This window comes from Burkholderia sp. HI2500 (assembly GCF_002223055.1).
In the GTDB taxonomy this organism is placed as follows: domain Bacteria; phylum Pseudomonadota; class Gammaproteobacteria; order Burkholderiales; family Burkholderiaceae; genus Burkholderia.
In genome coordinates, this window is the sequence record NZ_NKFL01000005.1 from 149,117 (window position 1) to 174,269 (window position 25,153).

Consider the following 25,153-nt stretch of genomic DNA (forward strand, 5'->3'; position numbering starts at 1 on the left):
TTTTCCGATCCAATTGTTTAGTTCATGAACTAGCGTTTTCGCGCATGGCAGTGTCACGGTGCGCGGCGGACAATTGGGAGGGCCAACGTGTCGGCGGGCCGCCGGCATGGCCACACGCGAGAGATCGGGCCCCGCGCTCATACCACCAACATGACTACCGTCGAAATCGAAGCGACCGCTGATATCGAACAGGCGCAGGCGTCCCTGTGGGACCTGTTCAAGGTCGTCGCCAGCATTTCGGCGGTCTCGTGGGGCGGGCTGTCGATGATGGCGCAGCTCGAACGCCACTACGTGGAGCGGCTGAAGCGCATCGAGCCCAACGTCTTCGGCGACCTCGTCGCGCTGGCCTGGCTGGTGCCGGGCCCCGTCGGCTGCAACGTGGCGGTGCAGGTCGGCCAGATCCTGCATGGTCGCATCGGCGCATGGATCGCCGGCATCGCGAGCGTGCTGCCGTTCTCCATCCTGATGACGCTGTTCGCGATCTTCTATCGCACGCCGCTCGTGCGCTCGCTCGCCGCACCGATGCTGATCAATCACTTCGGGATGGTGCTCGCCGCGCTGATCGGAGTCACGTGGGTCAAGCAGCTGCGCTCGCTCGCGCGCACACGGCGCGAACAACTGATCGCCGCGCTGTCGACGATTCTGCTCGGTTTCGCACATAATCCGGCCGCCTTCGTCGGGATTCTCTTCGCCGCGTTCGCGGCCGGCTGGCTCACGGGGCCGCCGCAACGCGACGCGGTCGATTTCACGTTGTCGACCCGCGACCGCAACCTGCTCGTGCTGCTCGGCGTGCTCGTCACGCTGTTCGCGGTGCCGCTGCCCGGCGATTACCAGGCGACGCTGCTGTGGCCGCGTCTCGCCGGCGCCGGCATGACGCTGTTCGGCGGCGGCTTTTCCGCGCTGCCCGTGCTCAAGACGCTGTTCGTCACGCCCGCAACGGGCATCTCCGATCACGACTTCACACTGGCGTTCGCGCTGTCCCCTGTCGCGCCGGGGCCGCTGCTGAACGTCGTCCCGTTTCTCGGCTACCTGACCGACGGCTGGGTCGGCGCGCTGCTCGCGACGGCCGCGCTGTTCATTCCGTCGGGATGCCTCGTCGTGTTTGCGCAGAACCACCTGTCCCGGCTCAAGCGCCATTCGCGCTTCGAGCACGGGATGCGCCTGCTGCGTGCCGCGACCACGGGTTTTCTCGTCGTCGCCGTCGTGAGAATCCTGCACCGCGAACCCGTCGACCCCGTTTACTGGCTGACGGGCGCCTTCGCGACGCTGTGCTTCGCGCGCTTCAAGGTGCCCGTCTATGCCGTGTACGGCACGGTCGCGGTGGCTTGCGGCGTGTGGCTGCTGGCCGCCGCGCGCTGACGGGCGACGGCCACCGCCCCGCCGGGTTCTACCGGCCTTCGCCCGTCCAGGCCCTCCTCAACCTGCCTGCATCGCGACCCGGCGTGCCATCCAGCGGGCGCGCAGCGCGTCGTAAGCGAGGTTGAAGCAGAACGTGTAAGGCAGGAAGAACAGCACGATGCCGAGGTCGAGCAGCAGCGCCTCGACGAGGCTCACGTTCAGCCACCACGCGGCGACCGGCACCACCATCGCGACGAGGCCGAGCTCGAACGTGACCGCATGCGCGATCCGCATGCCGAGCGTGCGGGTCAGCCCCGCGCGACGCTCGAAGCGGTCGAACAGCGTATTGAACGCCATGTTCCACGCCATCGCGATCAGCGACACCATCACCGTCAGCACGCCGACGTGCGACACCGGCATGTCGAGCAGCCACGCGCCGATCGGCGCGCACAGCGCGATCGCGACCAGTTCGAACGTCAGCGCATGCAGCAGCCGTTCCGTCACCGTTTTGTTGACCTGTTTCATGATTCCCTCCGATTCGTCTACTTCGTACATGGCCGCCATTCTGATCGGCATAACCGTATGAATCCAGTTTGATATCATCGGTTTTACCGATATATCACCCACCAGGAGCGCCGCATGCGCCACGCCCCCGAAGCCCTGCTCGCCTTCGCCGAAGCCGCGTTGCTCGGCTCGTTCACGGCCGCCGCGCGCAAGCTCGGCAAGCGCCAGTCGACCGTGTCGGAGGCGATCGCGAACCTCGAGATCGATCTCGGCGTGCAGTTGTTCGACCGCTCGACGCGCGCACCGACGCTGACCGATGCCGGGCGTGCGCTGCTGCCGCAGGTGCAGCGCGCGCTCGAGGCCGGCGCGGCGATCGACCGGACGGCCGCGCGGCTCGCGCGTGGCGAGGAAGCGCGGCTGACGCTCGTCGTGTCCGATACGTACCAGTCGAAGCGCTACGAGGAAACGTTGATGGCGCTCGAACGGCGCTTTCCGGCGCTCGAGCTCGAATGCCAGATCGCCGAGCACGAAGACGTGCTCGACCTGATCCAGCAGGGGCGCGCGCAGTTGGGGCTGATGGCCGCGCGCGCGGCCTACCCGGCCGATATCGGCGCGGCGACGATTGCGGAGGAATCGGAAATCGGGCTGTTCGTCGGCCGCACGCACGCGCTCGCCGAATACGGCGACACCGACGTGCCGCACGCCGCGCTGCGCGACGTGCGCGAACTGCGCCTCAATACCTATGTGAAAACGGAAGGCCGCGGCGCCGACGACCGGATCGTCGTCGGCACGCAGCACTGGCTGGCGCCAAGCTACCTGATGCTGCTGGAGATGGCCGTGCTGGGGTTCGGCTGGGCCGAACTGCCGCGCTGGATGGTCGACCACTTCGCGCGCGATCGGCTGTGCGAACTGCGTGCGCGCGGCTGGCCGCGCCGTGTGCGGGTCGATGCGGTCTGGTCGCGCAACCGGCCGCTCGGACCGGTCGGCTCATGGCTGCTCGATGCGATGCTGGCCGCGTAGCGGCGCTTGCCGGCGCACCCGCGGCTGCGCGCGGGCCGGCCGGCTGCGGTCAATCAGAAACCGCGCGACAACACCGCCGCGCCGATCGTGACGACGCCGAGCACGAGGTTCACGAGCACGAGCAGGCGCACCGTATTCACCGCGCGCGCGCCGTCCGGCCACTTCTGCGCCTGCACCGCACGGCGGATGCGCGGGAACAGCGCGAACCGGATATGCCCGAAGATCAGCATCATCACGACGCCGAGCCCAGCCATCGCGTGCAGCGACCACGTCGCGTGCGCGCCGCCGAATTGCACGAGCAGGAAGCCGCCGGTCAGCAGAATCACGATCACGGAACCCGAGACCCAGTTGAAGAAGCGGCCGAACACGCCCTCGATCAGCGGCAACCGCAGCTGCGGCGACAGGTCGGACAGCGCCGGACGCAGGCAGAAGTTGGCGAAGACCATCCCGCCCACCCACACGGCGACGGCCAGCAGATGAAGAAACAGCGCGACGGAGACAGCATGGGACATGACGGCGATCCTGTGAGGAGTGGGGTGCGGCGAACGGCCGCGTCGTACGCGGCATCGAGCGACGTTCGACCGGATTGTCGCCGAGCGGTTCAGACCCCAGGCGCGATTTCACATTATTTTGCAAGTTCCGCGTGACAGCGCCACGCTTGCTTACCCGAATCCCCGTCCAAAAGAAAAGGCCGCACGTCCGCCGAAGCGGAGGAGCGGCCTTCGATCGCGGCTGAACCGGGCGATCGAACGTGCGTAGCGTCAGCCGAGCAGCGGACGCAGTTCGCTGACGACCTTGAGCTTCGTGTCCGGCGTGCGGCCCTTGCGGGCGCGCTTGCCGACGTGCGGCGCCAGCCCCGCATACGACAGCGTTTCGTCCATCGTCTTGCCGCCGCGGCCGGTGCCGATCAGCACGACGCCGGCCGGATCGATCGCAAGCGCCTGCACGAGCGTTTCCTTGTCGTCGAGCGCCATCAGGATCACGCCGCGACCGCCGCCGGACAGCGTCTTCATCTCGTCCATCCCGAACACGAGCAGGCGGCCGCCGCTCGACAGGCACGCGACCTGCGTCGCGTTCGGCAGCACCGGCATCGGCGCGAGCGGCGCCGCGCCCGCATCGATCGTCATGAACGCCTTGCCGGCCTTCACGCGGCTCACCATGTCGCCGACCTTCGCGAGGAAGCCGAAGCCGTTGCTCGACGCGAGCAGCAGTTGCTGGTCGGCCGGCGCCGCGTAGTAGTGCATCAGGTGCGAGCCCGACTCGAGCTCGATCAGCGACGTGACGGGCACGCCGTCGCCGCGCCCGCCCGGCAGCACCGACACGTCCACCGAGTACACGCGGCCGCTGCTGCCCCACGCGATCAGGCGATCCGGCGTGCGGCACTGGAACGCCGCGTACAGATGATCGCCGGCCTTGAACGAGAAGCTGGCCGGGTCGAGCCCGTGGCCCTTCAGCGCACGCACCCAGCCCTTCTGCGACACGACCACCGTGACCGGCTCGTCGACCACCTTCGCCTCGAAGGTCGCGCGCTTTTCCTGCTGGATCAGCGTGCGGCGATCGTCGCCGTACTGCTTCGCGTCGGCCTCGATCTCCTTGATCATCAGCCGCTTCATCGCGCTTTCGTTCGCGAGCAGTTCCTCGAGCTTCGCCTTTTCGTCGCGCAGCGCTTCGAGTTCCTTCTCGATCTTGATCTTCTCGAGCCGCGCGAGCTGGCGCAGCCGGATTTCGAGAATATCTTCCGCCTGCCGTTCGCTGAGCCCGAACGCGCTCATCAGCGCGGCCTTCGGCTCGTCCGACTCGCGGATGATGCGGATCACCTCGTCGATGTTCAGGAAGACGATCATCCGCCCTTCGAGGATGTGGATGCGGTCGTCGACCTTCGCGAGACGATGGCGGCACCGGCGCGTCATCGTCAGCTGGCGGAACTTCACCCATTCGTCGAGGATCGTCAGCAGACCCTTCTGGCCCGGCCGGCCGTCGGCGCCGATCATCACGAGGTTCAGCGTCGCGTTCGACTCGAGGCTCGTGTACGCGAGGAGCGTGTTCACGAATTCCGTCTGGTCGATCGTGCGCGACTTCGGCTCGAACACGAGCCGCACCGCCGCTTCCTTGCCCGACTCGTCGCGCACCGCGTCGAGCAGGTCGAGCATCGCCTTCTTCGTGTTGAGCTGCTCGGGCGTCAGCGTCTTCTTGCCGAGCTTGAGCTTCGGGTTCGTCAGCTCCTCGATTTCCTCGAGCACCTTCTGGCCCGACGTGCTCGGCGGCAGCTCGGTCACGACGAGCTGCCACTGGCCGCGCGCGAGATCCTCGATCTTCCAGCGCGCGCGCACCTTCAGGCTGCCGCGGCCGGTTTCATAGGCCGCCGCGATTTCGGTGTCGCTCGAGATGATCTGCCCGCCGCCCGGGAAATCCGGGCCGGGAATCAGGTTCATCAGCTCCGCGTGCGAGAGCTTCGGATTGCGGATCAGCGCGACCGCTGCGCCCGCGACTTCACGCAGGTTGTGCGACGGGATTTCGGTCGCGAGACCGACCGCGATGCCCGACGCGCCGTTCAGCAGCACGAACGGCATGCGGCTCGGCAGCGTCTTCGGCTCCTCGAACGAGCCGTCGTAGTTCGGCATGAAGTCGACCGTGCCCTGGTCGATCTCGTCGAGCAGCAGCTTCGCGATCGGCGTGAGGCGGGCTTCGGTGTATCGCATCGCCGCCGCGCCGTCGCCGTCGCGCGAGCCGAAGTTGCCCTGCCCGTCGATCAGCGGGTAGCGCAGCGAGAAATCCTGCGCGAGACGCACCAGTGCGTCGTATGCCGACTGGTCGCCGTGCGGGTGGTATTTACCGAGCACGTCGCCGACCACGCGCGCCGACTTCACCGGCTTCGCGTCCGGGCCGAGGCCCATTTCGTTCATCGCGTAGAGAATCCGGCGCTGCACCGGCTTCTGGCCGTCGCACACGTCGGGCAGCGCGCGGCTCTTCACGACGCTGACCGCGTAGCTGAGATACGCCTGCTCCGCGTAGTTGCCGAGCGTCAGCGCGTCGGCATCCGGTGCATCGGAGCTGGCGAAGAGATCGGAAGTGTTGTCGTCCATCTGAATTCCGTATTCGTAAGTGGCGTAAGGCCGGGCCGGGCGTCGTGCCCGGCCGCACAGGTGTTCGGCTTAGATGTCCGCTTCGACGTCGTTGCCCTTTTCCTCGAGCCAGCCGCGTCGCGCGGCTGCCTCGCCCTTGCCCATCAGCATCGTCATGCGTGCGACGGTCGCCTCGTAGTCGAGCTCGCCGAGCTTCACCGGCATCAGGCGGCGCGTGTCGGGGTTCATCGTCGTATCCCACAGCTGCTCGGCGCTCATTTCACCGAGACCCTTGAAGCGGCTGATGCTCCATTGCGTCTCGCGCACACCGTCCTTGCGCAGCTTGTCGAGGATCGCCTCGAGTTCGCCTTCGTCGAGTGCATAAAGCTTCTGCGCAGCCTTCTTGCCGCGCGCGGGCGCGTCGACGCGGAACAGCGGCGGGCGCGCAACGCATACATGGCCGCGCTCGATCAGTTGCGGGAAATGCTTGAAGAACAGCGTGAGCAGCAGCACCTGGATGTGCGAACCGTCGACGTCCGCGTCCGACAGGATGCAGATCTTGCCGTAGCGCAGGTTCGACAGGTCGACGCTTTCATCCGGGCTGTGCGGATCGACGCCGATCGCGACCGAGATGTCGTGCACCTCGTTGTTCGCGAACAGGCGGTCGCGCTCGGTTTCCCACGTGTTCAGCACCTTGCCGCGCAGCGGCAGGATCGCCTGGTATTCCTTGTCGCGGCCCATCTTCGCGGAGCCGCCTGCCGAGTCACCCTCGACCAGGAACAGCTCGTTGCGCGCGATATCTTCCGTCTCGCAGTCGGTCAGCTTGCCGGGCAGCACCGCGACGCCCGAGCTCTTGCGCTTCTCGACCTTCTGGCCGGCGCGCGTGCGCGCCTGCGCCTGCTTGATCACGAGTTCGGCGAGTTTCTTGCCGTGCTCGACGTGCTGGTTCAGCCACAGCTCCAGCGCCGGACGCGAGAACGACGACACGAGCTTCACCGCGTCGCGGCTGTTCAGGCGTTCCTTGATCTGCCCCTGGAACTGCGGATCGAGCACCTTCGCGGACAGCACGAACGACACGCGCGCGAACACGTCTTCCGCGAGCAGCTTCACGCCCTTCGGCTGCAGGTTGTGCAGTTCGACGAAGCTTTTCACTGCCTGGTAGAGACCGTCGCGCAGGCCGGATTCGTGCGTGCCGCCGGCCGGCGTCGGGATCAGGTTCACGTACGACTCGCGCACGAGCGAGCCTTCCTCGCTCCATGCGACGACCCACGACGCGCCCTCGCCTTCGGCGAAGGTGTCGTCGCCCGAACGCGAATCGGCAAAGCGCTCGCCTTCGAACAGCGGGATCAGCAGCTCGCTGCCGTTCATTTCGTCGAGCAGGTAGCCGCGCAGGCCGTCTTCATACTTCCACGTCTGGCGCTCGCCCGACTTCTCGTTGACGAGCACGACCTCGACGCCCGGCAGCAGCACGGCCTTCGAGCGCAGCAGGCGCTGCAGTTCGCCAAGCGGCAGGTTCGGCGAATCGAAATACTTCGGATTCGGCCACACCTGCACCCGCGTGCCGGATTTCTTCTCACCGCGGCCCGCGCCCTGCGTCGCGAGCGGTTTCACCACGTCGCCTTCGGCGAAGCCGAGTTCCGCGATCTTGCCGTCGCGCCAGACCGTCACGTCGAGGCGTGTCGCCAGCGCGTTCGTCACCGACACGCCGACGCCGTGCAGGCCGCCCGAAAACGTGTAGGCGCCGCCCGCGGCCTTGTCGAACTTGCCGCCCGCGTGCAGGCGCGTGAATACGATCTCGACGACCGGCACGCCCTCTTCAGGGTGCATGCCGAACGGGATGCCGCGGCCGTCGTCCTCGACCGAGACCGACTGGTCGGCGTGCAGCGTGACCGTGATCTGCTTGCCGTAGCCGCCAAGCGCCTCGTCGGACGCGTTGTCGATGACTTCCTGGATGATGTGCAGCGGATTCTCGGTACGGGTGTACATGCCGGGCCGCTGCTTGACCGGCTCGAGACCCTTGAGCACCTTGATCGATGCTTCGCTATAGGCCGCGCTGGGTTTCTTCGTTGACATAGGCGCTGAATTTCGTCATTCATCGGGACGTTGTCCACACCTCGTGTGGATAACGTCGTGGACAAAACGTTGAGTTCCGTAAAAAAGCGAATCGAAACAACGGTGTGCTTGGACTGCTCCGAAAGCGGGCGCGCGGCGTGCGCTGCGCTGCCCGGGACGCGCGGTATTTTACTGGTTCCGCGTGGCACGCCAATCGCGGAATCGCGCGCGGCGGCCGCCGGCCGCGCGACGCGTCTGCGTTTTACGCGGGCTTGCGCTTCGCCTCGAGCGTTTCCCACCGCTCGAGCGCTTCGAGCAATTCGTCGTCGATCGCCGCGAACCGCTCGGTCAGGCGCGTGCCTTCCTGCGGATCCTTCGCGAAAATCGAGCCGTCTTCGAGCCGCGCATTGATCGTCTTCTGCTCCTCTTCCAGCGCCGCGATCTTCTCCGGCAGCGAATCGAGCTCGCGCTGCTCGTTGAACGACAGCTTCACCGTGCGTTGCGTGTTGCGGCCCGCGGCGCTTTTCGCCGCCTCTTCCTTGACGGGCGCGGCTTCCTTGACCGCACGCTTCGCGGCTTCCTGCTGCGCGAGCTGATCGGCACGCGCGCTCTGGATCTGCCAGTCGCTGAAGCCGCCCACGTATTCGCGCCATTTGCCGTCGCCCTCGGCCGCGATCACCGACGTCACGACGTTGTCGAGGAACGCGCGATCGTGGCTGACGAGCAGCACCGTACCGTCGTAGTCGGCCAGCAGCTCCTCGAGCAGTTCGAGCGTCTGGATGTCGAGGTCGTTGGTCGGTTCGTCGAGCACCAGCACGTTGGCCGGACGCGCGAACAGGCGCGCGAGCAGCAGCCGGTTGCGCTCGCCGCCCGACAGCGACTTCACCGGCGAACGCGCGCGTTCCGGCGCGAACAGGAAATCGCCGAGATAGCTCATCACGTGCTTGCGCACGCCGCCGATCTCGACCCATTCGCTGCCGGGGCTGATGGTATCCGCGAGGCTCTTCTCCTGGTCGAGCTGTGCACGCATCTGGTCGAAATAGGCGACCTGCAGGTTGGTGCCGATGCGCACCGTGCCCTCGTCGGGCTTCAGTTCGCCGAGAATCAGCTTGAGCAGCGTCGTCTTGCCGGCGCCGTTCGGGCCGATGAAGCCGATCTTGTCGCCGCGCATCACCGTCGTCGAGAAACGATCGACGACCGCGCGGCCGCCGTAGCGCTTCGTCACGTCGGTCAGCTCCGCGACGATCTTGCCGGACTTCTCGCCCTGCGCGACATCCAGCTTCACGTTGCCCAGCGTGTTGCGGCGCTCCGCGCGCTCGTTGCGCATCTGCACGAGCCGCGCGATGCGGCCGACGCTGCGGGTGCGGCGCGCTTCGACGCCCTTGCGGATCCACACTTCCTCCTGCGCGAGCAACTTGTCGAACTTCTCGTTTTCCACGCGCTCGATTTCGAGCTGCTGTGCCTTGCGCGTCTGGTACGCGGAGAAATTGCCCGGGTACGACAGCAGGCGGCCGCGATCGAGATCGACGATGCGCGTCGCGACGCGGTCGAGGAACGCGCGATCGTGCGTGATGAACAGCAGGCCGGCGCGCTGCGCGACCAGCAGTTCTTCCAGCCAGCGGATGCCGTCGAAGTCGAGGTGGTTGGTCGGTTCGTCGAGCAGCAGCACGTCGGGCTGCAGCACCAGCGCGCGCGCCAGCGCGACACGCTTCTGCATCCCGCCCGACAACGCATCGACGGGAGCATCGACGTCCGCCAGGCCGATCTGCGCGAGCGTCATCGACACGCGCGTGCGCCAGCTCCACGCGTCGTGCGCATCGAGCGACGACTGCAGCACGTTCATCCGCGCGAGCAGCGCATCGTGCTCGGCGCCTTCGGGTATATCGGCGAGGCGGTGCGCGATCGAATCATATTCTTCGAGCAGTTCGCGCGTGTGCGCGAGCCCCGATGCGACTGCCTCGAACACCGTCGCGCCCGGCTCGAATTCGGGCTCCTGCGGCACGTAGACGGTCACGAGTTCCTGCTGGCGCGTGACCAGCCCGTCGTCGGGCTTCGCGAGCCCGGCGACGATCTTCAGCAGCGACGACTTGCCCGCGCCGTTGCGGCCGATCAGGCCGACGCGCTCGCCGGCTTCCAGCGAGAAATCCGCGTGATCGAGCAACGCGACGTGACCGAACGCGAGCTGCGCACCGGAAATGGAATAGAGCGACATGGGGAGACGGCGAAGAGAGAAATCGGAAGCGCCCATTGTACCGGTCGCGAGCGGCGTTGCCGGTATGGCCGGACGGATAAGGCCGGCAAACGGGTTGGGAGGCGGGTTGGAACGTGCGTTTGGCGGCAGGCAGGCGGGGCGTCGATCGAAGCGCATCGACGCAATGCGCTTCGCTGGCACGCGCCGGGCGCGCCCGGCTTCCGTTCGCGGAACGCCGGGCGTGCGTTCCGGGCAAAACGCCTGCGTCGGCCGGATGCTGCGGCCGTCCGATGGATCATTCCGCGTCGGACGCCCTGGGCGCCCGTACGCGGCACGTGCAATTACTTCACGTTGACCGTGATCGTCGAGCTCAATTCGGGGCCGTACGAGCGGTGCATGCCGTCGCCCAACTGCAGCGTCAGCGTGTGCTGGCCGGGCGGCAGCTTGATGTCGGTCTCGGTCTGCGCCTTGCCGAAGTGCAGCGAACGTTCGCTCGCGGGGATCACGTCGCCCTTCGGAATCGGCCGGCCGTCGATCAGCAGGTGATGATGGCCAGTGTTCGGCGTGTTGTCGCCGGCCGGTCGAAGCTCCATTCCTTCGAGCCCGAACTTCACGTGCACCGGGTTCGACACCGTCGCGCCCTCGCTCGGCGCTTCGAAATACACGCGCGCCTCGGCCCGCGCCATCGTCGACACGGCCATCGCCGCCACGCATACCGCACCTGCGATCCACTTTCTGTTCAGCATCGCATTCTCCTTATGATTGGACAGCCTCGGAAGCATACACCGCACGCACGGCAGGCGTGTTTCGGTTGCGTTGTTCGCGATGCGTACGTTTAAAACGACGTTGCGGAGCCGTTCGACGAAATTCCGGTACCATTGCGCCTTTCGTCCGCCGGCCACGCCGCGGACGGCATCACCGAATTTCCATTTTCCCGAGCGCTACATGAGCGAAGTAACCGAATACCAGAGCTGGGTCTGCCTGATTTGCGGGTGGGTCTACAACGAAGCGGAAGGGCTGCCCGACGAAGGCATCGCGCCCGGCACCCGCTTCGCCGACATTCCCGCCGACTGGCGCTGCCCGCTGTGCGATGTGGGCAAGGAAGATTTCGTCGTCGTCGATTTCTGATTCGCTGACGCGCTGATTTCCGATCGCGGGTGATGACGCGATCACGCGCGTCGGCATGCATTCCGCCCCGCCGACGCGCCGCGCGTTTGCTATACTCTGCGCGCTGTCCACACCGCCGTCCGGTTCGCGTTTTTTGCGTTCCCTGGACATGGCTCTCCCCGTAGTTCAATGGATAGAACAAGCGCCTCCTAAGCGCTAGATACAGGTTCGATTCCTGTCGGGGGGACCAGCCATCCTCATGGCCTCATCCACTTTCCCACGATCGCATACCGCAACGGCGGCGACGAAAGGCGCCTGACGTCGAAGCGGATCGGGAAGCATCGGCAGCCAACCTGCACGCCGGATCTCGCGCTTGTTGAAAGTGAGCCGCCGATTCCATTCGACGCAAATCACCAATCGATTGACTCTCCACATCAGCCCTAGTACACTTCGCGCCGCGGGGTGGAGCAGTCTGGCAGCTCGTCGGGCTCATAACCCGAAGGTCGTAGGTTCAAATCCTACCCCCGCAACCAATACCGAAGCCCGCTCTGCGAAAGCAAGCGGGCTTCTTGCTTTCCGCATGTGCTGCTGCGTGTGCTCAAGGCCTGCCAGCATCACATTCGGATCGAGGATCATTCAGCCTTCGAAGTCCCCTGCGACACACGATCGCATCCCGCCCGATCGCCACGGCCCTGCGCCCAATATTGCGTAGAATTCCGAACCTTCTTCAGCACCCGGACTCCCGCAATGATTCGAACGATCGCGGCACTCGCCGCGCTTTCAGCGATGACCGGCACGGCAAACGCCGCCGACACCCTTACCGCACCCGCGAAGCCGCGCTATGTCAGCCCCGGCATCGCCAACATCACGAACGCTGCAGCCCCGCACGCGGAAAACCTCTCCCCCGACGCACGCTGCCGCGAACTGGCCGCCGGGATCGACGCCGTCACGCACGCCCCCGACCGCGGCCAGAAGGTCGTGCGCGGAATGGCCCCGGACGGCAAACCCCGCAACGAGCTGCGCGCTTACGACAAGCGCGCCGATCTCGAAACCGAGCATCACCGGCTCGGCTGCCGATAACGAACGCAACGCCGCCCGGTCGAACAATCACGCCGGGCGTCGGCATTCACGCACTCACGCGTTCGCACCACCATCGATCGTCAACCCGGTCCCGTTGATCGACCGCCCTTCCGGCCCGACCACGAACGCGACGAGCGCCGCCACGTCGTCGGCCTTGCCGTACTGCGGGATCGCCATCCGCGAACGCTGCGCACCGGCATGTTCGCCGTCGGCCGGGTTCATGTCGGTATCCGTCGACCCCGGATGCACGATATTGACCGTGATGCCGCGCGAACCGAGATCGCGCGCAAGCCCCTGCGTCCAGCCGATCAGCGCGGCCTTGCTCGCCGCATAGAGGCTCATCCCCGCATCGGGCACGCGCGTGGCGAGGCAACTCCCCGTCGACACGATGCGCCCGCCCTCCCCGAGATGCCGCGCCGCCGCCTGCGACGCGACGATCACCGCGCGCACGTTCACGTTCAGCGTCGCGTCGATATCGTCGAGCGTGAGGTCGTCCAGCGCGCCGGCCCGGAAAATCCCCGCGTTGTTGACGAGAATGTCGAGACCGCCGAACGCCTCCGCCGCACGATCGACCGCGTCGCGCACGGCCACCGGATCGGCGCTGTCGGCCTGGATCGCAACGGCACGGCGGCCCAGCGCCTCGATGCCGGCGACGACGGCCTGCGCCCGCTCCGCCGATTTCTCATAGGTGATCGCGACGTCCGCGCCCTCGGCCGCCAGCCGTTTCGCGATCGCCGCACCGATGCCGCGGCTGCCGCCCGTGATGAGTGCACGCTTGCCCTGAAGTCGGTTCATGTCGGTTCCTTTCCTCATTTATGTAACGACCGACACAGAATGTGGCAAGTTGCGCGACACAGTCAATTGATTTAATTTATCGATCGATACAGAAATCGATGAAGGAACGGACGCAATGGCTGAACGGGGCCGACCGAGAAGCTTCGACAAGGAAGCGGCGCTGGATCGCGCGATGGAGGTGTTCTGGCGCCTCGGCTACGAAGGCGCGTCGATGGCCGACCTGACGGCCGCGATGGGCATCGCGTCGCCGAGCCTGTATGCGGCATTCGGCAGCAAGGAAGCGTTGTTCCGGCTGGCGCTCGAGCATTACAGCGCAACGGAGGGGCGGGAAATCTGGGGCGGCGTCGAACAGGCCGGCAGCGCGCACGACGCCGTACGGAACTACCTGATGGATACCGCACGCGTGTTCACGCGGCGGTCGAAGCCGGCCGGCTGCCTGATCGTGCTGTCGGCACTGCATCCGGCCGAGCGCTCCGATACGGTTCGGCAAACGCTGATCGCGATGCGCGAGCGCACGGTCGAGCACCTGCGCGAACGTCTCATGCAAGGGGTCGCGACCGGCGAGATCGCCGCACAAGCGAACCTCGATGCGATCGCGCGGTACTACGTCACGGTCCAGCAGGGGATGTCGATCCAGGCGCGCGACGGTGCGAGCCGTCGCGATCTGGAGGCCGTCGCGCAAGCCGCGCTGGCCGCATGGCCAGCGCTCGTCGGTACGGGCGGCGCGTAGCGGCAGGAGGCCGCGGCCGCGCCGTAACGTTACTGCTTTGCTGCGTGTTGCACGTCCTTCGACGCATGCCACACGCGATAGCGCACCTCGAAGCCGTCCGGCACATAGACGACGAGCGGCAGGCGGCTGTTGTAGCGCAGCAGTTGGCCGTCACCGCGCACCTGCACGAACCGTTGCTGCGGCGCCTGGCCCGGGCATGCCATCAGCGTCGAGGCCGGCCCCTTCACGTCGGTGAGCTGGTAGTACGTATAGCCCCAGCCCTTCACGTCCTCGGCGGTCAGCTCGCCGCCGAACCACTGCTGGTTGCAGTCGGTCTGCAGCGTCTTGCCGATCATCAGCTCGACACGCGCATCGCCTTCGTTCTCGAGCGCGGGCAGCGCGATCACGACGCGCTGCTGGCCGGCCGCTGCCTGCGGAAACATCTTGATCGACTCGGCCGTCACGGCGGGCGCCGAAGCGGGCCCCGCCACGCAGGCGGCGGCTGTCGTCACGCAGAAGGCGGCCAGTGCGGCCCGGATCGCGAATTTCATCGATGTACTCCTGAAAAACAAAATGAGCCCCGGATGCTAACACTTCCGTCACACGACCTTACGCCGCTGTAATTTGACGACACAATTGCAAACAGCTGGCAATCCCCTTGCGCGGTACTTATACGGGAACCAACGGAGAACATCATGCTGAAGCTCATTGCTGCCGCCGGCGTCGCCACCCTGCTGGCCGGCTGCGTCGTCGCCCCGGACGCCGGATACGGCTACGGGCAGCCTTACTATTCCGATCCCGGCTACGCGTACGCCCCTTCGCCCGTGTACGGCACGGTCAATATCTGGGGCGGTGGCGGCGGACGCGACTGGGATCGCGGCCGGCGCGACTACCATCGCTGGGACGGCGATCGCGGCAACCGCGGCAACGGCTGGGGGCGCGGCGGCGGACACCGCGGCGACTGGAACGATGGCGGCGGAGGCGGCGGCGGCCATCGCCACTGACGCGCATTTGCAACCGTTTGTATCCGCGTGCCGCGCGCCACGATGGCCGACGCGTCACGCGGACGAACGGACGGCCGCGCAAAAGACGAAGGCCCTCGCATGAAGCGAGGGCCTTTTTGTCGTTCGGTGCGGTGAAGCGAACGGCGCCACCGCCGCCTGCTCACGCTTCGCGCGTCAGCCTGCTCACCAGCCGGCCGGCTGCGCGTAGCCACCCGAGACGGGCGCGCCGCACACATACGCGCGCTGGTAGCGGTCGTAGCAATAGTTCGGGCCGTCGTCCTGGTACTGCGCCTGCTGGTAGGTCGGATACGCAGGCTGCTGATACGCGGGCGCCTGGTAGTACGTCGGCGGCTGATAAGCCGGTGCCTGGTACGCGGGCGCCTGATACGCGACGGGCGGATTCATCGCGGACGTCACGATCGCGCCGAGCACCGCGCCGCCGATCAACGCGCCGATGACGGCGCCACCGTCGCGGCCATGCGCGGACGCCGGGCCTGCCACGGCAAGCGAACCGGCGAGGACACACACTGCGGCAATTTTTTTCATGATGGACTCCCACGCGAAGTGGTACTGGATGCGATGCATTGTGGCGGCTTGCGGCAGTAATAGATGCAGCAAGTGGTAACGCGCGATTACCGGTATCACGCCCATCGAAAGGCGCCGTCGCCGTGCTACGATTTTCGGCATACAGGAGACGCCGTCATGCAGCCGGAAACCGCCCGCCGTTTCGATACCGAATTCGCCCCGCGCATCGCACAGGCAATCGCCGCCTTCTTCGCCGAACACGTGCTGACCGACGTCGTCCCGTATGGCGGCCACGGGCACCCGACGCGCGTGCAGATCCGCAGCGCGCCGCACGAGCACGTCAGCGGCTTCGACCATCCGCTGAATCTCGAACTGACCTGGGACACCGACGAAATCGAGCGGCTGATGGAGCCGGACGGCCCGCAACGCTTCGAGCACTACCTCGCCGCGCTGCCGAAAAAGCTGGGGGCATGGCAGAGCGCGCGCGACATCGATCTCCTGTCGCGCACGCAGGCCGACCCGCTCGTGCGGCTCGGCGGCCTCGACTTCGAAGGCTGAGCGCCGGCGTCGCGCGATGCGGCCCGGTGATACACTCGACCGGCCCCGCTCCGGTGCCGTTGCGCCGGCCGGGCCGCTCATCACCGCCTCCACCCTTGCGCATGGTTGCGCACGCAACCGGCAACCGGGCGCGCGGACAACCACGCCTCTGCTCCCGCCATGAACGCCGATACCGGCCTGCCGCTTCCGCAACGCTACTGGGCGATCGTCTGCGTCGCACTGGGCATCACGCTCGCCGTGCTCGACGGCGCCATCGCCAACGTCGCGCTGCCGACGATCGCGCGCGACCTGCACGCATCCGACGCCGCCTCGATCTGGATCGTCAACGCGTACCAGCTCGCGGTCACGATCACGCTGCTGCCGCTCGCGTCGCTCGGCGAGCGCATCGGCTATCGCCGCATCTACATCGCGGGGCTCGCGCTGTTCACCGCTGCGTCGCTCGGCTGCGCGCTCGCCGGCTCGTTGCCGATGCTGGCCGTGATGCGCGTGATCCAGGGCTTCGGCGCGGCCGGCATCATGAGCGTCAACGCGGCGCTCGTGCGGATGATCTACCCGTCGTCGATGCTCGGGCGCGGGCTGTCGATCAATGCGATGGTGGTGGCGCTGTCGTCGGCGATCGGGCCGACGGTCGCGTCCGCGATCCTGTCGTTCGCGTCGTGGCCGTGGCTGTTCGCGGTCAACGTGCCGATCGGCATCGCCGCGGTAGTCGGCAGCGTGCGTGCGCTGCCGGCCAACCCGCTGCACGACGCACCGTACGATTTCGCGAGCGCGGTGATGAACGCGTGCGTGTTCGGGCTGCTGATCACGGCCGTGGACGGGCTCGGCCATGGCGAAAGCCATGCGTATGTCGCGGCCGAGCTGGCCGTCGCGTTCGTCGTCGGCTACTTCTTCGTGAAGCGCCAGCTGTCGCAGCCGGCGCCGCTGCTGCCGGTCGACCTGATGCGCATCCCGATGTTCGCGCTGTCGGTCTATACGTCGACGGCGTCGTTCACGTCGCAGATGCTCGCGTTCGTCGCGCTGCCGTTCTGGCTGCAGAATTCGCTCGGCTTCTCGCAGGTCGAGACGGGCCTGTACATGACGCCCTGGCCGCTCGTGATCGTGTTTGCCGCGCCGCTCGCGGGCGTGCTGTCGGATCGCTATTCGGCCGGCATCCTCGGCGGGATCGGGCTCGCGCTGTTCGCGGCCGGGCTCTTGTCGCTCGCGACGATCGGCGCGCACCCGGGCACCGTCGACATCGTGTGGCGGATGGCGCTGTGCGGTGCGGGCTTCGGGTTGTTCCAGTCGCCGAACAACCGCGCGATGCTGTCGTCGGCGCCGCGCGAGCGCAGCGGTGGCGCGGGCGGCATGCTGAGCACCGCGCGGCTGACCGGGCAGACGCTCGGCGCCGCGCTCGTCGCGTTGATTTTCGGGCTCGTGCCCGATCGCGGGCCGACGATCGCGCTCTATGTCGCCGCGGCATTCGCGGCGGTGGCCGCGGTCGTCAGCATGCTGCGCATCACGTCGCCGCGGCCGGACACGGCGACCTGACACATCGCTCGCCGTCCTCGGTCCTGCCCGTCATTCCGCGCCGAGCGCGTCCGTCACGAAGCGCACGCGCGCCTGCACGCTGTCGCGCGGCAGTTCGATCAGCCGGTAGCCATATGACGTGTAGCACTCGACCATCGCGTCGTAGGTGCGCACGGCTTCCGCGAAATCCTGCCGGCGTTCAGTGTCCTGCGCATAGATGTCCGGCCACGGCGGCGCGATGAACACGCGCCGGTGGTAGCGGAAACGGCGGGCCGCGGCTTCCGCATGCGCGGGCACCGCGAGCCCTGTCAGCCGTAGATAGCCGACCACGTCCGGCACGCCGCGATCGAAGAACACGGGCCCGCGCGCGTGGCGCGCAAGATCGTACGAGCGCATCTCCCAGCTCAGCATCAACTCGGCGAACGCCGCCGGGTCACGCCACGGCAACGCCTGGCCGTCGATCGCCATCTGGTCGCGGATCACGCCGCGACCGGCTTCCTGCGAGCGCGCGAAACCGGCGCGTTCGAGCGCGTCGAGCAATGTGCTCTTGCCCGAGCCCGGGCCACCGGTGACGATAAAGAAGCGGCGTGCGGCTTCCTCGCCCGCATCGTCGGCGGCGCCGGGCGCCTGCACGACCTCACGCATGCGCAACCCGCCGGCCCACGCGCCGCGTGACCGACGCGGCCGCCGCGACGCTGCGCAAGTCGGCGACGAACGTATCGCGCCAGACCGACAGGTCGTTCGCGCGCAGCCGCGCGAGGTTCTCCTCGTGGCGCGCCTGCCGCTCCGCGAGCGGCATCGACAGCGCGCGCTCGAGCGCCTCGGCCATCTGCGACAGGTCGTACGGATTGACGAGGAGCGCGCCGGTCAGCTCGGCCGCCGCGCCCGCGAACTCCGACAGCACGAGCACGCCCGGATCGGCCGGATCCTGCGACGCGACGTACTCCTTCGCGACGAGATTCATCCCGTCGCGCAGCGGCGTCACGTAGCCCACCTGCGACATCCGGAAGAACGCCATCAGCAGGTTGCGCTCGTACTTGCGGTTCAGGTACTGGATCGGCGTCCAGTCGAGCTGCGAGAAGCGGCCGTTGATGCGGCCGGCCTCGCCCTCGAGCGTTTCGCGGATGTCCTGATAGGTCTTCACGTCGGAACGCGTCGGCGGCGCGATCTGCAGCAGCGACACACGCCCTTGCCAGCCCGGCGCGTTCGCGAGCATCCGCTCGAACGACTGGAAGCGCTCGACGAGCCCCTTCGAATAATCGAGGCGGTCGACGCTCATCACCAGCTTGCGGCCGTCGAGCGCCTCGCGCAGCATCTTCACCGGCTTGCGCGTGCCGTACTGGACGGCCGCCTGCGCGATCGCGTCGGGATGCACGCCGATCGGATAGGCGGCGACCTTCACGACGCGGCCATGCGCGTGCAGCATCCCGTCGTCGCTCGCCGCGCCGATCCCGCGCCGCTCGATGTAGTCGGTAAACGCCTGCTTGTCGGCCTCGGTCTGGAAACCCGCGACGTCGTACGCGCACATGAACTTCACGAGTTCCTCGTGCGGCGGCACGAGACGCAGCATGTCGGGCGACGGAAACGGAATGTGCAGGAAGAAGCCGATCGGGTTCTTCACGCCGAGCTCGCGCAGGTAATGCGCGAACGGCAACAGGTGATAGTCGTGCACCCAGATCAGGTCGTCGGGGCGCAGCAAGGCGGCGAGCTGCTTCGCGAGCATCGCGTTCACGCGCAGGTAGCCCGCGTACTCCTGGCGGTCGAAGCGCGCGAGATCACCGCGGTAATGGAACACCGGCCACAGCGTCGCATTCGAGAAGCCGCGGTAGTACTGGTCGTAGTCGCGCCGGGTCAGCCCGACCGTCGCATAGGTGACGTTGCCGTCCCGCTGGATCGCGGGCTCGGTGTCGGGTGCGCCGACGATCTCGCCGTTCCAGCCGAACCAGACGCCGCCCGTTTCCTTCAGCGCGTCCATCACGCCGACCGCAAGGCCACCCGCGCTCGGGCGCGTGTCCTCGCCGGCGGCGACACGGTTCGATACCACGATCAATCTGCTCATGCGACTTCCCCTCCTCGATTCGATTAGCTGGCGCGCGACGCACGCCAAAGCGGGCGCGGCGGCCCGAAGGCGGCCGCGCGGCGATTCAGTTCCGAGAATTGCGATGAAATACGGCGGTGGAATGCGGCTACGACGGAATCACGCGTCCTGCTCCTGACCGAGGTCACGTTGATAGTCGAGCCCTTCCGGGCGGGCGCCGCCCTGGTTGTGATCGCCGTCCGACGGCGTGTCGTCGGGCGCGCCCGGCGGCGGCGCCGATGGCGCGTCGGTCCGCGGACGCGGGCGGTCTTCCGGACGGACGGCCGCCGCGTCTGGCGGCCGAGGTGATAGCCGTTTCGAACGGCGCATAGCTGGGTGTCTCATATGCGGCGCGGCCCAAGGCCGTCGTAGAAACATTCCATAGCACAACAGTCTAGGTCGCCTGATCGCATCCGAAGGTAACAATTACCTTCAAGTTGTAACGTTTCGACCCCTCCGCAAGCATCTATCCGACAATAACGCCGCTCGCGCGCACGCGGCCTGCCGCACGGCGATTTGTCAAAGCTTTGCAGTTTTCCTATGACAATTGCGAAACAATGACGCGGCATGACGGTGTGCATGCCACGCCGCTCACCCAGACAGGACTTGCACTCAGGGATGAACATTCGTTTCGAATCGCCGCGCCGGGCCACGCCGGCGCGCGTCGTGCTGGCCGTGATCGCCACGGCCGCACTGCTGTCCGGCTGCAACTCGCTGTACAGCGAAGGCGCGACTGCCGGCGCCGGTATCGCGGGCGCCGCGATCGCCTCCAAGGTCACCAACAACGCCGCCGTCGCGACGGGCATCGGCCTCGGCGCCGTCGCCGGGGCGCGGGCGGGCGTCCAGTACTCGCAGCGGGTCGCACACCGCTACACCCAGGAACAGATCGCGAAGGCGGCGGGCCCGCTCGACGTGGGCGGCGTGGCGCCGTGGTCGACGCACCACTCGTTCCCGATCGAGGACGACGAGCAGGGTCGCGTGACGGTCAGCCGGATGATCAGCATCGGCCCGCTCGACTGCAAGGAAATCGTGTTCGCGGTCGATACGCCCGCGAAACCCGACAAAGCCGCGCAATCGGCCTTCTACGTCGCCACGATCTGCCGCGACGGCCCCGTCTGGAAATGGGCATCGGCCGAACCGGCGACCGAACGCTGGGGTGCGCTGCAATGAGCGTCGCGCTCCGTATCGCGGCCATCGGCGCGCTGTGCGCGGCAACGGCCACGCTGTCGGGCTGCGGGTCGGTCGGCGCGGCGAGCGGCGCCCTCGCCGGCGCGGCGACGGGCCTCGTCACCGCGAACCCGGCGGTCGGCGTCGGCGTCGGGATTGCCGTGCAGGCCGCGACCGACGAAGCCGTCAACCGCACGATGAAGCAGCTCCATCAGAACCAGCAGGACGCGATCGCGAAGACGGCCGGCAGCCTGGCCGTCGGCGAAGTGAAGCCGTGGAAGGTGAAGAACACGCTGCCGCTCGAAAACGGCGAAGGCGAAGTGCGCGTCACCCGCGCGTACGCGTCGGCGCTCGCGATCTGCAAGGAATTCGCGTTCTCGGTGAAGGATGGCAACAAGGCCGACTGGTATTTCGCGAATGCGTGCCAGCAAGGCACGCACTGGAAGTGGGCGTCCGCGGAACCGGCGGTCGACCGGTGGGGGAATCTGCAGTAAGTGTGCGATACGCCGCGCGTGACGCGCGGCGCACACGCATGCCGGGCCGCACGGCCCGGCACGTCGATCAGGACTCGACGTCCTCGAGACTGAAAATCTCGGTCTGGTCGTTGTACGAGAAGATCTCGCCGTAACGGCCCCAGTCGATCACCGCGTCGAGCGTCTCCTCGGCGGCGCCGTCCGACAGGAAATCCTCCAGCTCCTGCTCGAAGCGCACGCGCGGCGCACGATGGCCCGGGCGCTCGTTCAGCACCTTCTTGATCCGCGCGGCGAGCGGCACGTGCTTCAGCAGGTGATCCGCGAACATCAGCTTGCGCTCCTGCGTGCCGAATTCCGCGAACACGCGCCCCGGCGGCGTCAGGAACACGTCCCCTTCCCGCACGTCCGCGAAGCCGAGGTACTGCAGCACTTCGGCGATCGGGAACAGGTCGTCGACTTCCAGATGCAGCGTGCGCGCGATTTCCGGCATGTCCGCGCGGCCGTGGTACGGCGCCATCGCGAGCGTCTCGATCAGGCCGGCCATCAGGTTGGTCGACACCTGCGGCAGCCAGCTGCCGAGCTCGAGCCCCTTCTTCGTCGCCTCGCCGGTCTGGCGGGCCGTCATCTTCGCGTAGATGTCGTCGACGAGCTTGCGGAACGCCGGGTCGAGCCGGTTGCGCGGATGCTTGAACGGCACCTTGATCTCGGCGATCACGCGGCCCGGGTTCGACGACAGCACGAGGATCCGGTCGCACATGAACACCGCTTCCTCGATGTTGTGCGTGACGATCAGCACCGACTTGATCGGCATCCGGCCCTGCGTCCACAGATCGAGCAGGTCGGTACGCAGCGTCTCAGCCGTCAGCACGTCGAGCGCGGAGAACGGCTCGTCCATCAGCAGGATCGTCGGGTCGACGACGAGCGCGCGCGCAAAGCCCACGCGCTGGCGCATGCCGCCCGACAGCTCGCGCGGGTACGCGTTCTCGAAGCCGTCGAGACCGATCAGGTCGATCGCGGCCAGCGCACGCTCACGCCGCTCGCGTGCGCCGACGCCAAGCGCCTCGAGGCCGGCTTCCACGTTCTGCAGCACGGTGAGCCACGGGAACAGCGCGAAGGTCTGGAACACCATCGCGACGCCTTCGGCCGGGCCGCGCAGCGGCTGGCCGAGATAGGTCACTTCACCGCCGGTCGGCTCGATCAGCCCGGCGATGATGCGCAACAGCGTCGACTTGCCCGAGCCGGAACGGCCGAGCAGCCCGACGATCTCGCCTTCGCGCAGCGACAGGTTCGCATCGTCGAGCACGAGCAATTCGCCCTGCGTCTTGTTGAAGCCGCGACAGACGTGATCGACGCGCAGGATTTCCTCACCGAGGCGCGGCGGCTGGTTCGTCTGGACGGGGGCGTTTACAGCATTCGGATTGTGCATCGCGTTTCGCTCTCAATCGGTCTCAGTCGAGCCGCAGCTTCGCTTCGGCGAAGGCATACAGCGGACGCCACAGCAGGCGGTTGAACAGGGTAACGAACAGGGACATCACGGCGATGCCCAGGATGATCTTCGGAAAATCGCCGGCGGCGGTGGTCTGCGCGATATAGGCACCGAGGCCGTGCGCCTCGATCTTGGTATTGCCCCACTGCACGGCTTCCGACACGATGCTCGCGTTCCACGCGCCGCCCGATGCGGTGATCGCGCCGGTCACGTAATACGGGAAGATGCCGGGCAGGATCGCCTGCCGCCACCACTGCCAGCCACGGATGCGGAAGTTCGTCGCGGCTTCGCGATAGTCGTTCGGGTAGGACGTCGCGCCGGCAATCACGTTGAACAGGATATACCACTGCGTGCCGAGCACGATCAGCGGCGACAGCCAGATATCGGCGTTCAGGTGAAAGCGCGCGATCACGATCACGAACACCGGGAACAGCAGGTTGGCCGGAAACGCGGCGAGGAACTGCGCGAGCGGCTGCAGCTTCTCGGCCAGCTTCGGGCGCAGCCCGACCCACACGCCGATCGGCACCCAGATCACTGACGCGATGGAGATCAGCACGACCACGCGCAGCAGCGTGATGAGCCCCAGCACCAGCACGTGACCGACCTCGGCCATCGTCACGCCGGTCGACACGAAGCTGATGACACGCCACACGATATACGCCGTGCCGAGCAGCACGAGGGTCGCCCACGCGATGTCGACCGTGCGTGACGCCTTCTTCTCGACTTTCGGCAGCGAGAAGCGCATCGCCCCCGACAGCGGCAGGCGCAGCGGAATCCGCGCGGCCTTCGCGAAGAACCAGCCGGCCGGCACGAGCAACTGATGAATCAGGCGCGTGCGGCGCACGAGGTCGAGCAGCCACGATTGCGGCGCATCGCCCGACGCGGTGTTCTCCATCCGGAACTTGTCGGCCCACGCGATGAGCGGGCGGAACAGCAGTTGGTCGTACGCGACGATCACGACCGTCATCGTGAGGATCACCCAGCCGATCGCACCGAGGTTCTTGTCCGAGATCGCCTGCGCGAGATACGCGCCGACGCCCGGCAACGTAATAGTCTGGTTGCCGACGGTGATGGCCTCCGACGCGACGACGAAGAACCAGCCGCCCGACATCGACATCATCATGTTCCAGATCAGGCCCGGCATCGAGAACGGCACTTCGAGCTTCCAGAAGCGTTGCCACGACGTCAGGTGGAAACCCCGCGACACTTCGTCCAGGTCGCGCGGCACCGTACGCAGCGACTGGTAGAAGCTGAACGTCATGTTCCACGCCTGGCTCGTGAAGATCGCGAAGATCGCCGCGAGCTCGGCGCCGAGCACGCGGCTCGGGAACAGCGCGAGGAAGAACGTGACGGTAAACGAGATGAAGCCGAGCACCGGCACCGACTGCAGGATGTCGAGGATCGGGATCAGCACCATGCCGGCACGCCGGCTTTTCGCGGCGAGCGTACCGTAGATCAGCGTGAACGCAAGCGACGCGACCATCGCGGCAAGCATCCGCAGCGTGGTGCGCAACGCGTATTCGGGCAGGTTCGACGGGTCGAGCGAGATCTTCTGCGTCTGCAGGGTACCGATCGGCGCCATCGTTTCGTGGAAACCGACGACCGCCATCGCGATCAGGCAGATGATCAGCGGAAACGCGATGAAATCCCACCGGTTCGGCAGGACGCGCCACGCGGACGCGTTGGCGGTCCGGTTCGGATTGAAGAATCCGACGTCCATCAGGCGCCCTCCCCGGTAAGGCCGAACGAAGCCGGCAGTCGATGTTGATTCATGGCAAAGCGCACGGGTGCGGTAATTCGATTGACTGACGATCGCGCGCGAGCGCGGTGCGCCGTGCGTGCACGCGCTGCCGCGCCCCGGACGAGTCGGCCGCGACGGCACGACACTACACCAACCTGTATTTCAGGTACAACCGTCCGGGAACGGCGCAGGCGGCGCACGGATCGTGCCTGGCGCGCGGGCGGATGGCGGGTGCGCGGGTCGAGCAGCCCCGGCCGCAGTCTTTCGGCCGGCATGCAGGCCCGAATTATGCCGTGATCCGGCCCGCCCGGGAACCCGCCAGCCGCACGTGCGCGCAAACCATGTCGGGCGTCACCAGCCGGATACGACTATGCGGGTATGATCAGGGCTGGCCCTCGGGGTCTGTTGCGGATGGTCCGACGGCAACGCATGCGCGTGCCCGATGTCAACAGGCGCTGGGGATCGATCGACGAGCGGGAGGAAAGGGAATGGCAGGAAACTTGGTGATCGTCTGCCGCGATCAGGATGCCGACGCGTTCTACGAACTGATGCAGGAGTACGGGTCGTTCCAGACGCGGCTGTCGTCGACGGCGTGGTACCTGAACATGAACGTCGTGCCGGAATCGCTGCAGGAGGAAATCCTGGAGCGCCTCGGCCGGTACACGACCGTCTACATCTTCGAGGCCACCACCGTGACCTACAACACCATCGACAGCAACGCGGCCGAGACGCTCGGCACGCTGTTCGGCGAATGATGG

The 25,153-nt window shown here is 67.0% G+C and carries 25 protein-coding genes and 2 tRNA genes; 13 read left to right on the plus strand and 14 right to left on the minus strand.

Annotated elements, in window-relative coordinates; genetic code table 11:
• The first annotated feature begins 150 nt into the window (after positions 1–150).
• Complete coding sequence (locus tag CFB45_RS13505; protein ID WP_089426053.1) at positions 151–1,359, plus strand: chromate transporter; 1,209 nt, start codon at positions 151–153, stop codon at positions 1,357–1,359.
• A 57-nt stretch (positions 1,360–1,416) separates the two neighbouring features.
• Here the strand turns inward: CFB45_RS13505 and CFB45_RS13510 are convergent, their stop codons facing one another.
• Positions 1,417–1,863, minus strand: coding sequence for a multidrug/biocide efflux PACE transporter (locus tag CFB45_RS13510; RefSeq protein ID WP_089426630.1), 447 nt, complete (start codon positions 1,861–1,863; stop codon positions 1,417–1,419).
• A gap of 114 nt (positions 1,864–1,977) precedes the next feature.
• On the opposite strand from CFB45_RS13510, the gene CFB45_RS13515 reads away from it, so the two are divergent.
• Positions 1,978–2,862 (plus strand): LysR family transcriptional regulator, encoded by an 885-nt coding sequence (locus CFB45_RS13515; protein WP_089426054.1) that lies wholly within the window; start codon positions 1,978–1,980, stop codon positions 2,860–2,862.
• 53 nt (positions 2,863–2,915) lie between these two features.
• On the opposite strand, the gene CFB45_RS13520 is transcribed toward CFB45_RS13515, so the two are convergent.
• The 5 genes from CFB45_RS13520 to CFB45_RS13540 all read right to left on the minus strand — a co-directional run bounded on the left by CFB45_RS13520 (position 2,916) and on the right by CFB45_RS13540 (position 10,913).
• Positions 2,916–3,374, minus strand: coding sequence for a CopD family protein (locus CFB45_RS13520; RefSeq protein WP_069248551.1), 459 nt, complete (start codon positions 3,372–3,374; stop codon positions 2,916–2,918).
• A gap of 249 nt (positions 3,375–3,623) precedes the next feature.
• Positions 3,624–5,945: a DNA topoisomerase IV subunit A gene (gene parC / locus CFB45_RS13525; RefSeq protein ID WP_089426055.1), complete on the minus strand. Its 2,322-nt coding sequence runs from the start codon at positions 5,943–5,945 to the stop codon at positions 3,624–3,626.
• 69 nt (positions 5,946–6,014) lie between these two features.
• A complete protein-coding gene (gene parE, locus CFB45_RS13530) occupies positions 6,015–7,997 on the minus strand; it encodes a DNA topoisomerase IV subunit B (protein WP_089426056.1) in 1,983 nt (660 codons plus the stop codon).
• Between the two features lie 241 nt (positions 7,998–8,238).
• Positions 8,239–10,188 (minus strand): ATP-binding cassette domain-containing protein, encoded by a 1,950-nt coding sequence (locus tag CFB45_RS13535; protein ID WP_089426057.1) that lies wholly within the window; start codon positions 10,186–10,188, stop codon positions 8,239–8,241.
• Between the two features lie 320 nt (positions 10,189–10,508).
• A complete protein-coding gene (locus CFB45_RS13540) occupies positions 10,509–10,913 on the minus strand; it encodes a DUF4399 domain-containing protein (RefSeq protein WP_089426058.1) in 405 nt (134 codons plus the stop codon).
• Positions 10,914–11,112: 199 nt separating this feature from the next.
• On the opposite strand from CFB45_RS13540, the gene CFB45_RS13545 reads away from it, so the two are divergent.
• The 4 genes from CFB45_RS13545 to CFB45_RS13560 all read left to right on the plus strand — a co-directional run bounded on the left by CFB45_RS13545 (position 11,113) and on the right by CFB45_RS13560 (position 12,354).
• Positions 11,113–11,295, plus strand: coding sequence for a rubredoxin (locus CFB45_RS13545; RefSeq protein WP_006398668.1), 183 nt, complete (start codon positions 11,113–11,115; stop codon positions 11,293–11,295).
• Between the two features lie 154 nt (positions 11,296–11,449).
• A tRNA-Arg gene (locus tag CFB45_RS13550) sits at positions 11,450–11,524 on the plus strand.
• 206 nt (positions 11,525–11,730) lie between these two features.
• Positions 11,731–11,807: transfer RNA gene (locus tag CFB45_RS13555), tRNA-Met, on the plus strand.
• A 253-nt stretch (positions 11,808–12,060) separates the two neighbouring features.
• A complete protein-coding gene (locus CFB45_RS13560) occupies positions 12,061–12,354 on the plus strand; it encodes a hypothetical protein (protein ID WP_256978231.1) in 294 nt (97 codons plus the stop codon).
• A 54-nt stretch (positions 12,355–12,408) separates the two neighbouring features.
• Here CFB45_RS13560 and CFB45_RS13565 read toward each other — a convergent pair whose 3' ends face one another.
• Entirely contained in the window at positions 12,409–13,149 is a 741-nt protein-coding gene (locus tag CFB45_RS13565; RefSeq protein WP_089426060.1) for an SDR family NAD(P)-dependent oxidoreductase, read from the minus strand.
• Between the two features lie 115 nt (positions 13,150–13,264).
• Between CFB45_RS13565 and CFB45_RS13570 the strand changes: the two genes are divergently transcribed.
• Positions 13,265–13,879, plus strand: coding sequence for a TetR/AcrR family transcriptional regulator (locus tag CFB45_RS13570; protein WP_089426061.1), 615 nt, complete (start codon positions 13,265–13,267; stop codon positions 13,877–13,879).
• A gap of 29 nt (positions 13,880–13,908) precedes the next feature.
• Here the strand turns inward: CFB45_RS13570 and eco are convergent, their stop codons facing one another.
• Positions 13,909–14,409, minus strand: coding sequence for a serine protease inhibitor ecotin (eco, locus tag CFB45_RS13575; RefSeq protein ID WP_089426062.1), 501 nt, complete (start codon positions 14,407–14,409; stop codon positions 13,909–13,911).
• 144 nt (positions 14,410–14,553) lie between these two features.
• On the opposite strand from eco, the gene CFB45_RS13580 reads away from it, so the two are divergent.
• The gene (locus tag CFB45_RS13580) at positions 14,554–14,862 is read left to right on the plus strand and encodes a hypothetical protein (RefSeq protein ID WP_089426063.1); all 309 of its coding nucleotides are present in this window, start codon (positions 14,554–14,556) and stop codon (positions 14,860–14,862) included.
• Positions 14,863–15,045: 183 nt separating this feature from the next.
• On the opposite strand, the gene CFB45_RS13585 is transcribed toward CFB45_RS13580, so the two are convergent.
• Positions 15,046–15,447 (minus strand): hypothetical protein, encoded by a 402-nt coding sequence (locus CFB45_RS13585; protein ID WP_011352835.1) that lies wholly within the window; start codon positions 15,445–15,447, stop codon positions 15,046–15,048.
• A 117-nt stretch (positions 15,448–15,564) separates the two neighbouring features.
• Between CFB45_RS13585 and CFB45_RS13590 the strand changes: the two genes are divergently transcribed.
• Both CFB45_RS13590 and CFB45_RS13595 read left to right on the plus strand, forming a co-directional pair.
• A complete protein-coding gene (locus tag CFB45_RS13590; protein ID WP_039368496.1) occupies positions 15,565–15,945 on the plus strand; it encodes a DUF5594 family protein in 381 nt (126 codons plus the stop codon).
• Between the two features lie 159 nt (positions 15,946–16,104).
• Positions 16,105–17,472 (plus strand): MFS transporter, encoded by a 1,368-nt coding sequence (locus tag CFB45_RS13595; protein ID WP_089426064.1) that lies wholly within the window; start codon positions 16,105–16,107, stop codon positions 17,470–17,472.
• 30 nt (positions 17,473–17,502) lie between these two features.
• Here CFB45_RS13595 and CFB45_RS13600 read toward each other — a convergent pair whose 3' ends face one another.
• The 3 genes from CFB45_RS13600 to CFB45_RS39445 all read right to left on the minus strand — a co-directional run bounded on the left by CFB45_RS13600 (position 17,503) and on the right by CFB45_RS39445 (position 19,858).
• Entirely contained in the window at positions 17,503–18,096 is a 594-nt protein-coding gene (locus CFB45_RS13600; RefSeq protein ID WP_089426065.1) for an AAA family ATPase, read from the minus strand.
• Positions 18,089–19,510, minus strand: coding sequence for an alpha,alpha-trehalose-phosphate synthase (UDP-forming) (gene otsA, locus CFB45_RS13605; protein WP_089426066.1), 1,422 nt, complete (start codon positions 19,508–19,510; stop codon positions 18,089–18,091). The genes CFB45_RS13600 and otsA overlap by 8 nt, the downstream gene beginning before the upstream one ends.
• A gap of 138 nt (positions 19,511–19,648) precedes the next feature.
• Positions 19,649–19,858, minus strand: coding sequence for a hypothetical protein (locus CFB45_RS39445; protein WP_089426067.1), 210 nt, complete (start codon positions 19,856–19,858; stop codon positions 19,649–19,651).
• 288 nt (positions 19,859–20,146) lie between these two features.
• Here CFB45_RS39445 and CFB45_RS13615 point away from each other — a divergent pair, with 288 nt between their 5' ends.
• Together CFB45_RS13615 and CFB45_RS13620 are read left to right on the plus strand one after the other, a co-directional pair.
• The gene (locus tag CFB45_RS13615) at positions 20,147–20,698 is read left to right on the plus strand and encodes a hypothetical protein (RefSeq protein ID WP_089426068.1); all 552 of its coding nucleotides are present in this window, start codon (positions 20,147–20,149) and stop codon (positions 20,696–20,698) included.
• Positions 20,695–21,189, plus strand: coding sequence for a hypothetical protein (locus CFB45_RS13620; RefSeq protein ID WP_089426069.1), 495 nt, complete (start codon positions 20,695–20,697; stop codon positions 21,187–21,189). Before CFB45_RS13615 ends, CFB45_RS13620 begins: the two co-directional genes overlap by 4 nt.
• A gap of 67 nt (positions 21,190–21,256) precedes the next feature.
• Here the strand turns inward: CFB45_RS13620 and CFB45_RS13625 are convergent, their stop codons facing one another.
• Together CFB45_RS13625 and CFB45_RS13630 are read right to left on the minus strand one after the other, a co-directional pair.
• Positions 21,257–22,594: an ABC transporter ATP-binding protein gene (locus tag CFB45_RS13625; RefSeq protein ID WP_011352844.1), complete on the minus strand. Its 1,338-nt coding sequence runs from the start codon at positions 22,592–22,594 to the stop codon at positions 21,257–21,259.
• Between the two features lie 22 nt (positions 22,595–22,616).
• Complete coding sequence (locus CFB45_RS13630; protein WP_089426070.1) at positions 22,617–24,374, minus strand: ABC transporter permease; 1,758 nt, start codon at positions 24,372–24,374, stop codon at positions 22,617–22,619.
• A gap of 509 nt (positions 24,375–24,883) precedes the next feature.
• Here CFB45_RS13630 and CFB45_RS13635 point away from each other — a divergent pair.
• Positions 24,884–25,150 (plus strand): double-stranded DNA-specific endonuclease, encoded by a 267-nt coding sequence (locus tag CFB45_RS13635; protein WP_011545926.1) that lies wholly within the window; start codon positions 24,884–24,886, stop codon positions 25,148–25,150.
• The last annotated feature ends 3 nt before the right edge of the window (positions 25,151–25,153 follow it).

What these genes read in the sequence shown, in the direction of transcription:
- CFB45_RS13590 (WP_039368496.1), top strand. Translation starts at nt 15,565, where the DNA reads ATGCAGCCGGAAACCGCCCGCCGTTTCGATACCGAATTCGCCCCGCGC.
- otsA (WP_089426066.1), bottom strand. Translation starts at nt 19,510, where the DNA reads ATGAGCAGATTGATCGTGGTATCGAACCGTGTCGCCGCCGGCGAGGAC.
- CFB45_RS13585 (WP_011352835.1), bottom strand. Translation starts at nt 15,447, where the DNA reads ATGCATCGCATCCAGTACCACTTCGCGTGGGAGTCCATCATGAAAAAA.
- CFB45_RS13565 (WP_089426060.1), bottom strand. Translation starts at nt 13,149, where the DNA reads ATGAACCGACTTCAGGGCAAGCGTGCACTCATCACGGGCGGCAGCCGC.
- CFB45_RS13540 (WP_089426058.1), bottom strand. Translation starts at nt 10,913, where the DNA reads ATGCTGAACAGAAAGTGGATCGCAGGTGCGGTATGCGTGGCGGCGATG.
- CFB45_RS13515 (WP_089426054.1), top strand. Translation starts at nt 1,978, where the DNA reads ATGCGCCACGCCCCCGAAGCCCTGCTCGCCTTCGCCGAAGCCGCGTTG.
- CFB45_RS13620 (WP_089426069.1), top strand. Translation starts at nt 20,695, where the DNA reads ATGAGCGTCGCGCTCCGTATCGCGGCCATCGGCGCGCTGTGCGCGGCA.
- CFB45_RS13505 (WP_089426053.1), top strand. Translation starts at nt 151, where the DNA reads ATGACTACCGTCGAAATCGAAGCGACCGCTGATATCGAACAGGCGCAG.
- CFB45_RS13535 (WP_089426057.1), bottom strand. Translation starts at nt 10,188, where the DNA reads ATGTCGCTCTATTCCATTTCCGGTGCGCAGCTCGCGTTCGGTCACGTC.
- eco (WP_089426062.1), bottom strand. Translation starts at nt 14,409, where the DNA reads ATGAAATTCGCGATCCGGGCCGCACTGGCCGCCTTCTGCGTGACGACA.
- parC (WP_089426055.1), bottom strand. Translation starts at nt 5,945, where the DNA reads ATGGACGACAACACTTCCGATCTCTTCGCCAGCTCCGATGCACCGGAT.
- CFB45_RS13625 (WP_011352844.1), bottom strand. Translation starts at nt 22,594, where the DNA reads ATGCACAATCCGAATGCTGTAAACGCCCCCGTCCAGACGAACCAGCCG.
- CFB45_RS13570 (WP_089426061.1), top strand. Translation starts at nt 13,265, where the DNA reads ATGGCTGAACGGGGCCGACCGAGAAGCTTCGACAAGGAAGCGGCGCTG.
- CFB45_RS13545 (WP_006398668.1), top strand. Translation starts at nt 11,113, where the DNA reads ATGAGCGAAGTAACCGAATACCAGAGCTGGGTCTGCCTGATTTGCGGG.
- CFB45_RS13520 (WP_069248551.1), bottom strand. Translation starts at nt 3,374, where the DNA reads ATGTCCCATGCTGTCTCCGTCGCGCTGTTTCTTCATCTGCTGGCCGTC.
- CFB45_RS13630 (WP_089426070.1), bottom strand. Translation starts at nt 24,374, where the DNA reads ATGGACGTCGGATTCTTCAATCCGAACCGGACCGCCAACGCGTCCGCG.
- CFB45_RS13580 (WP_089426063.1), top strand. Translation starts at nt 14,554, where the DNA reads ATGCTGAAGCTCATTGCTGCCGCCGGCGTCGCCACCCTGCTGGCCGGC.
- CFB45_RS13615 (WP_089426068.1), top strand. Translation starts at nt 20,147, where the DNA reads ATGAACATTCGTTTCGAATCGCCGCGCCGGGCCACGCCGGCGCGCGTC.
- CFB45_RS13510 (WP_089426630.1), bottom strand. Translation starts at nt 1,863, where the DNA reads ATGAAACAGGTCAACAAAACGGTGACGGAACGGCTGCTGCATGCGCTG.
- parE (WP_089426056.1), bottom strand. Translation starts at nt 7,997, where the DNA reads ATGTCAACGAAGAAACCCAGCGCGGCCTATAGCGAAGCATCGATCAAG.
- CFB45_RS39445 (WP_089426067.1), bottom strand. Translation starts at nt 19,858, where the DNA reads ATGCGCCGTTCGAAACGGCTATCACCTCGGCCGCCAGACGCGGCGGCC.
- CFB45_RS13635 (WP_011545926.1), top strand. Translation starts at nt 24,884, where the DNA reads ATGGCAGGAAACTTGGTGATCGTCTGCCGCGATCAGGATGCCGACGCG.
- CFB45_RS13560 (WP_256978231.1), top strand. Translation starts at nt 12,061, where the DNA reads ATGACCGGCACGGCAAACGCCGCCGACACCCTTACCGCACCCGCGAAG.
- CFB45_RS13600 (WP_089426065.1), bottom strand. Translation starts at nt 18,096, where the DNA reads ATGCGTGAGGTCGTGCAGGCGCCCGGCGCCGCCGACGATGCGGGCGAG.
- CFB45_RS13595 (WP_089426064.1), top strand. Translation starts at nt 16,105, where the DNA reads ATGAACGCCGATACCGGCCTGCCGCTTCCGCAACGCTACTGGGCGATC.